This is a genomic window from Caballeronia udeis (assembly GCF_001544555.2).
In the GTDB taxonomy this organism is placed as follows: Bacteria; Pseudomonadota; Gammaproteobacteria; order Burkholderiales; family Burkholderiaceae; genus Caballeronia; species Caballeronia udeis.
The window spans coordinates 1-12790 of record NZ_FCOK02000055.1 but is presented as its reverse complement, the minus strand read 5'-3'; the positions used below and the strand labels follow the sequence as shown (position 1 = coordinate 12790).

Sequence of the window (12790 nt, the reverse complement as noted above, 5' to 3'; positions counted from 1 at the left end):
GCTTTATGCGCGGCTGTAGCTCAGATGGATAGAGTACTTGGCTACGAACCAAGGGGTCGTGGGTTCGAATCCTGCCAGCCGCACCACTTCTTCAAAGCGTTTAGTTGTTTTGTTTCAAGCAAGCGTTTCCTGTCTCAGCTTTTTGTATTACCCTGCTTTATGCGCGGCTGTAGCTCAGATGGATAGAGTACTTGGCTACGAACCAAGGGGTCGTGGGTTCGAATCCTGCCAGCCGCACCAGTTTTAGAAGGGCCTTCCTCACGGAAGGCCCTTTTTGTTTGTGGGGCCGGAAAGCCGCGCGCAGGTCGAGCGGGTTTGCGGCGAGCCTTCACGAGCGTGGACAAGGCAAGCTTACTGTCGCGCAGTCGATCCAATATCGCCGATACGACCGTCCGGCAACGGCGCATCTTCAACCGTCGCCGCCGCGCTCTGCTCCCCCAGCAATTCTGCCCGTTCCCCGAGCAGCATTTGCGAACGATGCGGAAACTCGTCGTCCACTGTATCTCCGAACGCATGCCGCAGAAACGCTCGCAGCAACGCGATGCGCAACGACGCCCCGCGCCCTTCCACTTGCGCACCGGCCTTCCCGAATATCGCCGTGCACACGACTTCGCCGCGTCCGTGGTCGTTCATCTCCAGCCGGCACGCGCGCTCCAGCACGACAGACGCCGCTTCCCACGACGTCGATGGCAGGAAGCGCCCGTCCCATGCCCGGCCACGGTCGTTGCCGCGGATGGCGAGCGTCTGGCCGCCATCGGTGAAATGGATTTCGCGGATGAAGTCATGCAGCCCGCGCGCGACCCAATAGTCGAGCTCGGTGCCTTCCAGTTCTGATGTTTTCATAAGTGCCCCTGTGTACGCAGAATGGGTACAGGCACGCAGGTCGCGTTCCAACGGCGGCGTATCGAGCTCAGACCCAGACTCAGGCCGCGCCGGCCGCCGCGCCAGGGGGCGAACCCCAGGCGTTAATAATCGCCGCGTTCGCGATCGATCCGCATGCCGCCTTCGGTGTTGCGATGATGCGGCTCGTCACTCGGCCGCTCACGCGCGATGCGCATTACGTCCGGATTCGTGCGCACGCGCCGCATGACGTTCGCCAGATGCACGCGATCGCTGACCTGGATCACGAAACGCAGCACGGTGGATTCCTGCGTCACGTCCTCGTCCATGGCGATATGGACAATGTTGGCATCGGCGGACGTGATATCAGCCGCAACGCGGGCAAACACGCCCTTCGACGTGCTGACGAGCACCTTGATGGAGACGTCGAACAAGCGGCCCGGCTGCGGCGCCCAGGCTACGTCAATCCACCGACCCGGATCGCGCTTGTGAATCCGCTGGGCCACACGGCATTCAGTGGTGTGGATCGCCATACCCAGCCCAATGCCGATGTAGCCCATGATGTCGTCGCCGGGAATCGGGCGGCAACAGGCGGACAACTGCACCGACATGCCTTCGGTGCCGGTGATCACGACCGGCGGCGCGGTATTCGTGCTGAAGCTCTCGCGCGGGGAATCGTCGTCGTCGCGGCCGGTCATCAGCACTTCGATACGCTTCGCCATCACGGCGGCCACGCGCCGGCCAAGGCCGATATCCGCGAAAATTTCCTGACGGCTCTTGTTGCCCGTCCACTGCGCGAGCCTCTCCCAGACTTCCGGCGTCACTTCGGACAACGCCAGGCCATAACCCTTGAGACTTTGATCGACGAGCCGTTCACCCAGTTGCACCGACTCGTTCAAGCGCATGGTCTTGAGATAGTGGCGAATGGCCGAACGCGCCTTGCCCGTACGCACGAAGCCGAGCCATGCGGGATTCGGCTTCGAATAAGGCGCCGTGATCACTTCCACAATGTCACCGCTCTTCAACTCGGTGCGCAGCGGCAGCAACTCGTTATTGATCTTCACCGCGACGCATTGATTGCCGAGGTCGCTGTGAATGGAATAGGCGAAATCCAACGCCGTCGCGCCGCGCGGCAGCGGCATGATCTTCGACTTGGGCGTGAATACGTAGACCGCATCGGGGAACAGGTCGATCTTGACGTGTTCGAGGAATTCGCTGGAATCCCCGGCTTCACTCTGGATGTCGAGCAGCGACTTGAGCCACTGGTGCGCGCGCTTTTGCACGTCGTTCAGATCTGCGCCGCCATTCTTGTAAAGCCAATGCGCGGCCACGCCCGCTTCCGCGATTTCGTGCATCTTGCGCGTGCGGATCTGGAACTCGATCGGCGCACCAAACGGGCCCACCAGCGTGGTGTGCAACGACTGATAGCCGTTCACCTTCGGAATGGCGATGTAATCCTTGAACTTGCCCGGCACCGGTTTGTACAACGCGTGCAGCGCGCCAATGCACGTATAACATTCGAGCGCGGTATCCACCACCACGCGAAAGCCGTAGACGTCGAGCACTTGCGAGAACGACAACTGCTTGTCACGCATCTTCTTGTAGATGCTGAAGATGGTTTTCTCGCGGCCGGTCACGTCGGCCTTGATTTTCGCGTCCGCAATGGTGCGCTGGACCGCTTCCAGGATCTTGCCCACGACTTCACGCCGGTTGCCGCGCGCGGCCTTCACGGCGCGCTCGAGCGTGGCATACCGATGCGGATTGAAGTTCGCGAAGCTCAGGTCCTGCAGCTCGCGATACGTGTTGTTCAGCCCAAGCCGATGCGCGATAGGCGCATAAATGTCGATGGTTTCGCGCGCCACGCGACGCCGCTTTTCCGGCGGCACCGCACCCAGCGTGCGCATGTTGTGCAAGCGGTCTGCCAGCTTGACGAGAATCACGCGGACGTCGCGCGCCATGGCGAGCAGCATCTTGCGGAAGTTTTCCGCCTGCGCTTCCTCCCGATTGCGGAACTCCATCTTGTCCAGTTTCGACAAGCCATCGACAAGTTCTGCAACCTTCGGCCCGAAACGTTCCGCAATCTCGGTCTTCGTCACGCCCTGATCTTCGATCACGTCATGCAGCAACGCGGCCATGATCGATTGATCGTCAAGTTTCCAGCTGGCGCAGATTTCCGCGACCGCGACCGGATGCGTGATATACGGCTCACCGCTCTGGCGATATTGCCCGAGATGGGCTTCATCGCTGAAATGGAAAGCCAGCTTGACCTGCTTGATTTCTTCCGGCGAAAGGTACGCGGCCAGCTCGGTGGTCAGTTTCGCAATGGAAACTACGTCGTGGCGGCGCGGCTTTTCCGGTGTGGCAGTTGGCCCGAACAGATGGCGAAACGATTGTTCGAGGACTGCGTCGATGTACTTGCGCGCCGCCGAGGGCGAATCGGCATCATGAGCAGTGTCATGATCGTGCGCGTGGTCTTCGGAATGTGACCCGGAATGAGACTCTGTACTGAAGACGTCGTTATGCGGATCCACAGAGACGGACGATGGAACAGGATTCATGGTCGCCTCCGTGGTTAGCTGACGCGGTTAGTGACAATGCGCGTAGACGTCCGGACCGGCTATCAGACCGGCACCTTCTTCAACATCTCGACACCGACCTGGCCGGCTGCGATTTCGCGCAGCGCAACAACAGTCGGTTTGTCGCGGCTTTCGATCTTCGGCGTATGGCCTTGAGCGAGCTGGCGCGCGCGATACGTTGCTGCGAGCGCGAGCTCGAAGCGATTGGGGATCATTTTCAGACAGTCTTCGACGGTGATGCGGGCCATGGTTGATTCCTTCTCGATATGTTCTTCATTCTACCTTATGTGACCGGAAAGCCCCGTTCACTCGGCGTGCGGCGAGTGTATGCCTAACTCGACAAACAACTGCGTATGACGGGCGTACTGTGAACCGAAACGTAGCCGTGTGGCTGCAACGAGACACTGCAACTCGCCGAGAGCGCGCTCGAAGTTCTCGTTGATCAGCACGTATTCGGCTTCCGGCGCATGCGCCATCTCGCTGCCGGCCGCCAGCAAACGGCGCACGATGACGTTCGGAGCGTCCTGGCCGCGCTTCTTCAAGCGCTCTTCGAGCGCATCCAGCGACGGCGGCAGGATAAAGATTTCCACTGCGTTGCGAAAGCGTTTCTTGACCTGTTGCGCGCCTTGCCAGTCGATTTCAAGCAGCACGTCGTGGCCGCTTTTCATCTGCTCCTCAATCCATACGCGCGACGTGGCGTAGTAGTTACCATGCACTTCCGCGCTTTCGAGGAACTCGCCGGCGGCGTGGCGCGCCATGAAGTCATCGACGGAAGCGAAATGGTATTGAACGCCATCCTGCTCGCCCGGACGCGGTTGGCGCGTCGTGTACGACACAGACAGGCGGATCGCCTGGTCCTGCGCGAGCAGCGCGTTGACCAGCGTCGACTTGCCGGCGCCCGAGGGCGCCACAACCATGAACAGGTTGCCCGGATAAACCCCGGCGTAGGTGTTGCGTTGTGCGTCGTTCATAGCGGCGTTACTCCAGGTTTTGCACTTGCTCGCGCATCTGTTCGATGAGCAATTTGAGCGTCATCGACGAATCCGCCAACTCTTTCGCAGCCGCCTTCGACCCGAGCGTGTTCGCTTCGCGATTCAACTCCTGCATCATGAAGTCGAGCCGCTTACCCACTTTCCCGCCCTTTTGCAGCACGTGGCGTGTTTCCGTGAGATGCGCGGAAAGACGCTGCAATTCCTCGGTGATGTCGATACGGATGCCGTACATGGTCACTTCCTGGCGAATCCGTTCCGCAATCTCCTCGCGCGGAATGCTGGTTTGCGTGCCTTCCGGCGATGCAATCCCCAGCGCGTCCTGCAAACGCTCGACAATTTTCTGCTGATGCTTCGTGATCAGTTCCGGCACGAGCGGCGTGACCCGGGCAACGATCGCCTCCATTTCCGTCACGTTCGCGATCAGCACGGCGGCGAGCGCGGCGCCTTCGCGGGCACGGACATCGATGAGTTCGGTAATCGCCTGCTTGCCGCACGCGAGCACCGCGTCGCGCAGCGTTTCCGCCGATACCCCGCTCTCCGACAAAATGCCCGGCCAGCGCAGGATCTCGCCGGTGCGCATGCGTTCGGCGTCGGGGAAGATATCCAGCACCGAGCGCTCGAGCGCGGCCAGTTGCGACAGCGCATCGCGATTGAGCACGCCCGCAATGGTGGTCTGCTCCGCGCGATTCAGGTTGATGCGGATATCGACCTTGCCGCGCGACAGCTTGTTCATCAGCATTTCGCGCAATTGCGGCTCGCAGGCGCGCACGTCTTCGGGCATGCGGAAATTCATGTCGAGGAAGCGCGAATTCACCGTGCGCAGTTCCACCGATACCCCCACGCCCGAGCCATTGGCGCCCGCACCGTCCGACGCTACTTCGCGCGTTGCGCTGGCGTAGCCTGTCATGCTGTAGATCATTGTCGCGTCCGTGATTGAAGGCCGTGGCGGCATCGCTGCTTGCTTGCGTGTTACTTGTTGCTTGCTTGGCTGCTTGCGCGGCACGGCCAGTTCGCTTCGAAACGCCCGGCGTGAAGCTGCGCTGAATGGCAGGCAATGTTGGCCGGGCGAGGAAGCTGGCATTATCCCATTTTTGCCGATCCCGCCCTGGGAAACGCAATGCCGCAATGCGGCGGGCGAAGATCAATACGGGACGCTGGCCCGGACGCTCGCTCCGATTGCGGATAAAATTCGAACCTTGGCGCGATTTTTACGCTTTTTTTACCGTGCGCCCAAGCTCCTTTCACTGCATTTCTTTCACTTTGCCTCCTCCATGACCGACTCCACGCTGAACCCGTCCGCCCCGTTCAATCGCCCGAGCGGCCGTCGCGCAGACCAATTGCGCGACGTGCGCATCACGCGGCATTACACGAAGCATGCGGAAGGGTCGGTTCTCGTCGAGTTCGGCGACACCAAAGTGATCTGCACCGCGAGCATTTCCGAGCGCGTGCCCGAATTCCTGCGCGGACGGGATCAGGGCTGGCTGACGGCCGAATACGGCATGCTGCCGCGTGCCACCAACACCCGTAACGACCGTGAAGCCGCGCGCGGCAAGCAAACCGGCCGCACGCAGGAAATCCAGCGCCTGATCGGGCGCGCGCTGCGTTCCGTGTTCGATCTGAACAAACTGGGCGCGCGCACGCTGCATATCGACTGCGATGTGATCCAGGCCGACGGCGGCACGCGCACGGCAAGCATCACGGGCGCGTTTGTCGCGGCTCACGATGCTGTTGCCAAGCTGCTGGCCGCCGGCAAGATCGCGGAATCGCCGATCAATCAATTTGTCGCGGCAATCTCGGTGGGCGTGTACAACGGCCAGCCGGTGCTCGATCTCGACTACGACGAAGACTCGCAGTGCGACACGGACATGAACGTTGTGATGACCGGCGCGGGCGGTTTTGTGGAAGTACAGGGGACGGCCGAAGGCGTTCCGTTCACGCGCGCCGAAATGAACGCGCTGATGGATCTGGCGCAAAGCGGTATTGAAACGTTGATCGCGAAGCAAAAGGTCGCGCTGGAGCTGCTCAGTGTCTGATTCCGATTCCGTTAGCGCCTTTGGACGCGTCGTACTCGCGTCCAATAACCCGGGCAAATTGCGCGAATTTGCAGCGTTGCTGAGCACGGCCGGCATCGATCTCGTGACGCAGGGCGAACTGGGCGTGTCCGAGGCCGAGGAACCGCATGTGACCTTCGTCGAGAATGCGCTCGCGAAGGCGCGGCATGCATCGGCGGCAACCGGATTGCCTGCGCTCGCCGACGATTCCGGCCTGTGCGTGCACGTGTTGCGCGGGGCTCCCGGCGTGTATTCGGCGCGCTATGCGCAGTTGCTCAACGGCGGCGAGAAAAGCGACGCCGCCAACAACGCGCGGCTCGTGAAGGACCTCGCTGGTGAAACCGATCGTCGAGCGTATTTCTTCTCCGTACTCGTGCTGGTGCGTCATGCCGACGATCCGGAACCGCTGATTGCTGAAGGCCGCTGGCACGGCGAGGTCATCGATACCCCGCGCGGCGCAAACGGCTTCGGTTATGACGCACATTTCCTGGTGCCGTCGCTCGGACAGACCGCCGCCGAACTCGATCCCGCGGTGAAAAACGCCAGCAGCCATCGGGCAATTGCGCTTAGCCATCTGCTGGCCCGGTTGAAGGAAGTATCGTGACAGCCAGCTCGAGTGGTCCTCAGGCAATCAACGTGGTCAAGGCGTTCACGTCGCCGGGCAGTATCCGGCTGACGTCGCTGCCGCCGTTGTCGTTGTACGTGCATTTCCCGTGGTGCGTGCGCAAATGCCCGTATTGCGATTTCAACTCGCACGAGTGGAAAGGTGAGACCTTTCCCGAGGATCGTTATCTCGATGCATTGCGCGCCGATCTCGAGCGCGCATTGCCGATGGTCTGGGGCCGCCAGGTGCACACTATTTTCATTGGCGGCGGCACGCCCAGTTTGCTGTCGGCGAAAGGATTGGACCGCCTGCTTTCCGATGCCCGCGCGCTGCTGCCGCTCGACGCCGACGCCGAAATCACGCTTGAGGCTAACCCCGGTACGTTCGAAGCCGCGAAGTTCGCGCAGTTCCGGGCGAGCGGCGTGAACCGTTTATCGATAGGTATTCAAAGTTTCAACGAGCAGCATCTGAAGGCGCTCGGCCGGATTCACGATGCAACGCAAGCGCGTCAGGCGGTGGAAATCGCGGCAAGGAACTTCGATAACTTCAACCTCGACCTGATGTTCGCGCTGCCCAAGCAGACCCTCGACGAATGCCGGGCGGACATTGAAACGGCGATCAGCTTCTCGCCGCCGCATTTGTCGCTGTATCACCTGACGCTCGAACCGAACACGATGTTCGCCAAGTACCCGCCGCCCGTTCCCGACGACGACGCGTCCGCCGACATGCAGGACTGGATCCACGAGCGCACGGCTTCAGCAGGTTATGAGCGTTATGAGGTGTCGGCCTATGCGAAGCCGCACAGGAAGAGCCGGCACAACCTGAACTACTGGCGCTTTGGCGACTATCTCGGCATTGGGGCGGGCGCGCATACCAAGCTGTCGTTTCCGCAGAAGATCGTGCGCCAGGTGCGTTACAAGCATCCGGGAACGTACATGGACGAAGCGCTTGCCGGCGCAGCGGTGCAGGAAGAGCACGAGGTCGGACCGCGCGACCTGCCATTCGAATTCATGCTGAACACGTTGCGGCTCGTGGAAGGGTTTCCGGTGCACTCGTTCAACGAACGAACCGGGCTTGCGATGTCCGCGATCGAGCCGGGACTGGTCGAAGCGGAACGTCGCGGCTTGATCACGCGCGATATTGAACGCATTGCGCCAACGCAGCGCGGGCAGGATTTTCTCAACGACTTGCAGGCGCTCTTTCTCAGGGACACACCCTCCATAACGATCAGGGAAGATCGTTAAATTGGACGCGCCCGCCCCTGCTCTATCCGCCAGTTCCGTCATGCGCCACCGGCCCTTCGCGCTCTTCTGCAGCGCGCGGGTGATGTCATCGGTTGCGTTCCAGATGATGTCGGTCGCAATTGGTTGGCAGATCTACTCAATTACACATAGCGCGTTCGCACTCGGGCTCGTCGGCCTCTCGCAATTCCTGCCGATGTTCGTGCTCACACTGGTGGTCGGCCATGTGGCGGACCGCTACGACCGCCGCACGATCGCGTTCGTTTGCCAGGCGATCCAGGGCATGGCTGCCTTGACGCTTTGCATGGCGACGTGGCGCGGGATGACCAGTCAGGGGCTGATCTATTTGATCGCGGCAGTCGCCGGGTCGGCACGCGCGTTCGAGTCGCCGTCGATGTCCGCGCTTTTGCCCAACCTGATTCCACGCGCCCAGTTGCAGTACGCGACCGCGTGGTCGACGTCGGCGAACCAGACCGCACAGATCCTCGGACCGGCAATGGGCGGTTTGCTCTACGGCCTCGGGGCGCTTACCGTGTACGGAGCGGTGGCGGTGGCGTTCATCGGCGCGGCGGTCGTGTTGTCATCGATAAAAATTGAACAGGTGGTGAGAACTCGCACGCCGCTGACGCTCGAGTCGCTCTTTTCCGGCATCGCTTTCATTCGACGCAAGCCGGTGATCCTGGGAGCGTTATCGCTGGATCTGTTCGCGGTGTTGCTTGGCGGCGCGACCGCGTTGCTGCCCGTTTTCGCCCGCGATATCCTGCACGCCGGTCCGTGGGCGCTCGGCGTATTGCGCGCGGCGCCCGCGGTCGGCGCGCTGGCCGGATCGGTTTATCTCGCGCACTTTCCGCTGCGGCAACGGGCCGGCACAGCGCTGTTCGGCGGCGTGATCGCGTTTGGCATCGCAACGATCGTGTTCGGGTTATCGCGGAATTTGTACGTTTCGCTGATCGCGCTGGCCGCGCTCGGCGCCTCCGATGTGATCAGCGTCGTCGTGCGCATGTCGCTCGTTCAACTGCAAACGCCCGACGATATGCGAGGACGCGTGGGGGCTATCAATTCGCTGTTTATCGGGACATCGAATCAGCTGGGCGAGTTCGAGTCGGGGATGACGGCCGGGCTGTTCGGCGCGGTGCCGGCGGTATTGATCGGCGGCGTGGGAACGATCGCCGTTGCGTTGCTATGGATGCGATTGTTTCCGGGTTTGCGGGCGACCAGGTCGCTGGAAGGGTGAGACGGTTTTGCTTGCTGGACGCCGGGGAAAGTTGCGCTACAATACGCGCCTTGCCGGAAAGGTGTGGCGCGGTTGATCGCACTTTTCCCGGTATTGCTGTGTGTGAAACGTGGAAGCGTGGCCGAGCGGTTTAAGGCACTAGTCTTGAAAACTAGCGACGGGGTGACTCGTCCGTGAGTTCGAATCTCACCGCTTCCGCCACAGAGCCTTACACATCAAGCCTTACAGCCAATCTCCAAGCCGTACCCGCCAAACGCCCCACCAAAACGAAAAGTGTTGTTTTCACGACATGGCCGACTCTGAAAACATCGATCGCTTCAACAAAGTGGCGTCTGAAGCATTCTCGATCCTCTACTCGTTCTTCCCTCAGCCCTGCAACTTCGATCCGTCCGACTTCGACATACCGAAGGATGAGAATGGATGCGTGCAGCAGACCGATGCCGCATTCGTTGCCGCCACGGTTTGGTGGCTCGAAGATGAGGGCTACGTGCGCATTGGGGGCAAGGGCATGGACGGGACGGTTCATGCAGCCGTGCTGACGGGCAAAGGCTTGGCCGTGCTTCGACTGATACCGGATTCCCTCAAGAACGATGCGCCTCTCGGTGAACAGATCCAGACCGCAGTCAAGAGCGGTGCTGGTAAGGTCGCGATGAAGTTAGTCGACAAGGTGCTCGACGCCGGCATTCGATACACGATGGCGCACGCGGGCGTGCCGATCTGACGCGAGTTCAGTCCTGCTTTGGACAAGTCGCTTGCTCGCGCTCGGTTATGCAGTCCAGCGTATCGGCACAGCAAGCCACCGCTAGAATTGGACTTTAGACGCGAGGTCTGGACATGCCGATCAAAAAAACTGCACTGCCTCCCCGCACGCCTCCAATTCGCCGTGATTTTGAGGACGAAATCCGGCGCCTCAAAAACGACCTATTTGTTACACGGCAAGCCCTGGTCGATCTCCTGGATACGCAGGATCTGCTGAGCGGCTATTTTGGCTGCAAAGACTTCGACCAGATCGACAAATGGCGCCTCGAACGAGCATCGGCCGTGATCGAAGCAGCTTGGGTTCGACCCGGTGCTGAAATGGGGGATCCGCGCTGGCCGCGCGCGATATGCCCGCTGTGTCGGCAAGGCGCTCAGGGAACGCGTGATGTCCAGGGCTATGCAGTACCAGAGGGATTACGACGGCATCTACTCGGCGAGCTCAACTCTCGCCAGTGCGCCGTATTTGCCGCGGCCGAGCAGATCGCTCGAGATGGAGCCGTCAGGCATCGCGGCTGGTAGCCGTAGGACACCAATGCTTTGACCAAAGCTCCGCAGCGCGGCGAGCAGCGAACCGGGGTTTAGGGTTGCGCCATGTCATTTTTGTTCTTTCGGTAATTCATCAAGATCGATTGAAACGATGAGCGATCGAATTACCGGAATCATCACGGCCCCAGACTTGACGGACGTTTTCGCGCTTTCTTGACGCTGGAGTTTCAGTTCTAACGTTACTGCATTGGCCAACTTTTCCACATCGCGCCGTGTCCAGTTTGGCCCCGAATGGTTGAACGACTTTTTCGGAATAGCGAAACTGATAATCTTCGTGGCCGGATTCCAGGAGCGCGATCAAACCATCCATGTTGTGGGGCGCTCGCAGCTCGATACCTTCACGTTTTGCTGCGTGCCAAAGTCGCCGTAGATCGTGTCTAAACGGCTTTTCGGCATGATGATTCTTCAGGCGAAGATACTCCTTCAAAAACAGTTCTACTGCGTGCGAGTACAGGAACATTGGAAATATCTTGTGACCAGCGAGCGAATTGCAATCAGATAGTTGGTCAACCAAAAGATCAGCTGATGCTCGGTACGACACCGCAAGTTCATACGTGGAGACCGCAGGATTGTCTTTTTTCGTCAATTGAGTGGCCCCCAAGTCGGTTTATCTCATGGCAAGGTGTAACCGGGCCGTTGACCTGGCGTCGATGCCGCGAGTGAGTAGGCGCTCTACAGTCACGATAGCTTCAATGCGTTCCGCGTCTCTGAGCGGATGAAGTCGTATGCCCATGCTTCTCCTGAATAGAAATCAAACAGCCACAACAAGTCTTTGATGGCCAAAAGTATAGGTTCGAGTGTCTCAATTTTCGGAGGCGTTCCGCCGACATGAGCAACGGTGTTTCGAATCGACACTCCGTTTTTCACTGCGGTACAGATATCTTCAGGCGGTGGAATTATTATTTGACCGCTCGCCATACGGCCCTTCAGCGTTGGTAGGAAATCAGTAAGTAAGCGCAACAACGGAGGAGACGGAACGTTCACTGCCAGCCACGCTGCGTCGGGAGCAAGGTTAGCGATTAAGTTTTTCACTGCAACTTCCAAGCTGACAATTCCGACGATAATTGAACTGCGAGGATTTGTATTTCTTTGCGCCCACGCTTCTCTAAATAATTCGTGCCCTAGCGGCTCTGCAGTGCGGTCATCGACCAATCGTTCAATATCTTCCCGTTCTCTCTGACTAATGCCTCTCGGAGAAAATGATTCCATGCGAACGTTCAGACTTGGTGCAGTGGGATGCCAGAAGGATCTGTCCGAGGACCAAAGAAATCCAAACCCGCGGGAGGCCAGCGCACGTGGAGGTCCTTCAATCGCGCTGCGCCATCTGTACGCGTTCGTCACTGCGGCGATTGCTGTCGACAGTTCGCGATCCACTCTCTTGAGGAAATCTGAAAAGTGGCTCGGGATGTCTCTCGGAAGTCTGACCTTCAGACCGTCTTTGTTTGTGTATTCGATGGCAAAATTGTGCTCCGTTGCTTGAACGTTTCCAGACTCGATTAAATCAAAATATGATTGATTTTTGGCGCTGGGAGTGATCTGGGCTTCAGCGATGCAGAGTACTATTCGACGACCCTTGTAGAGCGCCCTGTCTTCTTCCGTTAATGCTTTCAGTACTACTTCAACAGTATTTTCACGTTCGACCACGAACTCGCAAGAGTCGTTATCGGGAAGCCAAGCATCGTTCAGAAGATGTTCAAGCTTGAAAAACATTGTGTCTCACCTTGGTGTAGTAACTTCGAGTATGGTGGATAGTGACAGAACGACGAGACGCCGTGAACCGCGCCGACGATTTTTTATCAGTACCGGCTAACGATTTGAGGATTGATTTGAGTACCGATTCGTTGATCATCGGAACAGTCCAAGCCAATAGCTAGTCAGTTGAACCATTGAAATTGCACTGATCTAACGGTGCATGGACAAGATGAATCTGAGCGAAGCCGAGCGCGA

At 59.3% G+C, this 12790-nt stretch carries 13 protein-coding genes and 3 tRNA genes; 9 read left to right on the top strand and 7 right to left on the bottom strand.

Annotation, left to right across the window (positions count from 1 at the left end; translation table 11 throughout):
- Nucleotides 1–9 precede the first annotated feature (9 nt).
- Both AWB69_RS30490 and AWB69_RS30485 read left to right on the top strand, forming a co-directional pair.
- A tRNA-Arg gene (locus tag AWB69_RS30490) sits at nucleotides 10–86 on the top strand.
- A gap of 77 nt (nucleotides 87–163) precedes the next feature.
- Nucleotides 164–240: transfer RNA gene (locus AWB69_RS30485), tRNA-Arg, on the top strand.
- Nucleotides 241–351: 111 nt separating this feature from the next.
- On the opposite strand, the gene AWB69_RS30480 is transcribed toward AWB69_RS30485, so the two are convergent.
- The 5 genes from AWB69_RS30480 to AWB69_RS30460 form a co-directional block, all read right to left on the bottom strand.
- On the bottom strand, nucleotides 352–843 hold the full coding sequence (locus AWB69_RS30480; protein ID WP_062090546.1) for a phage protein NinX family protein: 492 nt from the start codon (nucleotides 841–843) through the stop codon (nucleotides 352–354).
- A gap of 122 nt (nucleotides 844–965) precedes the next feature.
- Nucleotides 966–3398 carry a RelA/SpoT family protein gene (locus tag AWB69_RS30475; RefSeq protein ID WP_231937288.1) on the bottom strand — a complete coding sequence of 811 codons (2433 nt, stop codon included), beginning with the start codon at nucleotides 3396–3398 and terminating at the stop codon, nucleotides 966–968.
- A gap of 62 nt (nucleotides 3399–3460) precedes the next feature.
- Nucleotides 3461–3664, bottom strand: coding sequence for a DNA-directed RNA polymerase subunit omega (gene rpoZ, locus AWB69_RS30470; RefSeq protein ID WP_031359151.1), 204 nt, complete (start codon nucleotides 3662–3664; stop codon nucleotides 3461–3463).
- 57 nt (nucleotides 3665–3721) lie between these two features.
- Nucleotides 3722–4387 carry a guanylate kinase gene (gmk, locus tag AWB69_RS30465; protein ID WP_062090545.1) on the bottom strand — a complete coding sequence of 222 codons (666 nt, stop codon included), beginning with the start codon at nucleotides 4385–4387 and terminating at the stop codon, nucleotides 3722–3724.
- Between the two features lie 7 nt (nucleotides 4388–4394).
- On the bottom strand, nucleotides 4395–5327 hold the full coding sequence (locus AWB69_RS30460) for a YicC/YloC family endoribonuclease (protein WP_062090578.1): 933 nt from the start codon (nucleotides 5325–5327) through the stop codon (nucleotides 4395–4397).
- Nucleotides 5328–5694: 367 nt separating this feature from the next.
- Between AWB69_RS30460 and rph the strand changes: the two genes are divergently transcribed.
- The 7 genes from rph (at nucleotide 5695) to AWB69_RS30425 (ending at nucleotide 10816) form a co-directional block, all read left to right on the top strand.
- A complete protein-coding gene (rph, locus tag AWB69_RS30455; RefSeq protein WP_269447505.1) occupies nucleotides 5695–6441 on the top strand; it encodes a ribonuclease PH in 747 nt (248 codons plus the stop codon).
- On the top strand, nucleotides 6434–7063 hold the full coding sequence (gene rdgB / locus AWB69_RS30450) for an RdgB/HAM1 family non-canonical purine NTP pyrophosphatase (protein ID WP_062090544.1): 630 nt from the start codon (nucleotides 6434–6436) through the stop codon (nucleotides 7061–7063). Before rph ends, rdgB begins: the two co-directional genes overlap by 8 nt.
- Nucleotides 7060–8307: a radical SAM family heme chaperone HemW gene (hemW, locus tag AWB69_RS30445; RefSeq protein ID WP_062090543.1), complete on the top strand. Its 1248-nt coding sequence runs from the start codon at nucleotides 7060–7062 to the stop codon at nucleotides 8305–8307. Before rdgB ends, hemW begins: the two co-directional genes overlap by 4 nt.
- A gap of 40 nt (nucleotides 8308–8347) precedes the next feature.
- A complete protein-coding gene (locus tag AWB69_RS30440) occupies nucleotides 8348–9538 on the top strand; it encodes an MFS transporter (protein WP_062090542.1) in 1191 nt (396 codons plus the stop codon).
- A 111-nt stretch (nucleotides 9539–9649) separates the two neighbouring features.
- A tRNA-Ser gene (locus tag AWB69_RS30435) sits at nucleotides 9650–9739 on the top strand.
- A gap of 88 nt (nucleotides 9740–9827) precedes the next feature.
- The gene (locus AWB69_RS30430; RefSeq protein ID WP_062090541.1) at nucleotides 9828–10259 is read left to right on the top strand and encodes a hypothetical protein; all 432 of its coding nucleotides are present in this window, start codon (nucleotides 9828–9830) and stop codon (nucleotides 10257–10259) included.
- Nucleotides 10260–10372: 113 nt separating this feature from the next.
- Nucleotides 10373–10816 carry a hypothetical protein gene (locus AWB69_RS30425; RefSeq protein ID WP_062090540.1) on the top strand — a complete coding sequence of 148 codons (444 nt, stop codon included), beginning with the start codon at nucleotides 10373–10375 and terminating at the stop codon, nucleotides 10814–10816.
- A gap of 100 nt (nucleotides 10817–10916) precedes the next feature.
- Here AWB69_RS30425 and AWB69_RS48075 read toward each other — a convergent pair whose 3' ends face one another.
- Both AWB69_RS48075 and AWB69_RS30415 read right to left on the bottom strand, forming a co-directional pair.
- Nucleotides 10917–11429 (bottom strand): HEPN domain-containing protein, encoded by a 513-nt coding sequence (locus AWB69_RS48075; protein WP_156529010.1) that lies wholly within the window; start codon nucleotides 11427–11429, stop codon nucleotides 10917–10919.
- Nucleotides 11430–11521: 92 nt separating this feature from the next.
- Complete coding sequence (locus AWB69_RS30415) at nucleotides 11522–12553, bottom strand: hypothetical protein (protein ID WP_062090538.1); 1032 nt, start codon at nucleotides 12551–12553, stop codon at nucleotides 11522–11524.
- Nucleotides 12554–12790 lie beyond the last annotated feature (237 nt).

Excerpts from the sequence above, each read along its gene's own strand:
- AWB69_RS30430 (WP_062090541.1), top strand. The coding sequence starts at position 9,828 with ATGGCCGACTCTGAAAACATCGATCGCTTCAACAAAGTGGCGTCTGAA.
- AWB69_RS30475 (WP_231937288.1), bottom strand. The coding sequence starts at position 3,398 with ATGAATCCTGTTCCATCGTCCGTCTCTGTGGATCCGCATAACGACGTC.
- AWB69_RS30440 (WP_062090542.1), top strand. The coding sequence starts at position 8,348 with ATGCGCCACCGGCCCTTCGCGCTCTTCTGCAGCGCGCGGGTGATGTCA.
- AWB69_RS30415 (WP_062090538.1), bottom strand. The coding sequence starts at position 12,553 with ATGTTTTTCAAGCTTGAACATCTTCTGAACGATGCTTGGCTTCCCGAT.
- AWB69_RS30480 (WP_062090546.1), bottom strand. The coding sequence starts at position 843 with ATGAAAACATCAGAACTGGAAGGCACCGAGCTCGACTATTGGGTCGCG.
- gmk (WP_062090545.1), bottom strand. The coding sequence starts at position 4,387 with ATGAACGACGCACAACGCAACACCTACGCCGGGGTTTATCCGGGCAAC.
- AWB69_RS30425 (WP_062090540.1), top strand. The coding sequence starts at position 10,373 with ATGCCGATCAAAAAAACTGCACTGCCTCCCCGCACGCCTCCAATTCGC.
- rpoZ (WP_031359151.1), bottom strand. The coding sequence starts at position 3,664 with ATGGCCCGCATCACCGTCGAAGACTGTCTGAAAATGATCCCCAATCGC.
- AWB69_RS30460 (WP_062090578.1), bottom strand. The coding sequence starts at position 5,327 with ATGATCTACAGCATGACAGGCTACGCCAGCGCAACGCGCGAAGTAGCG.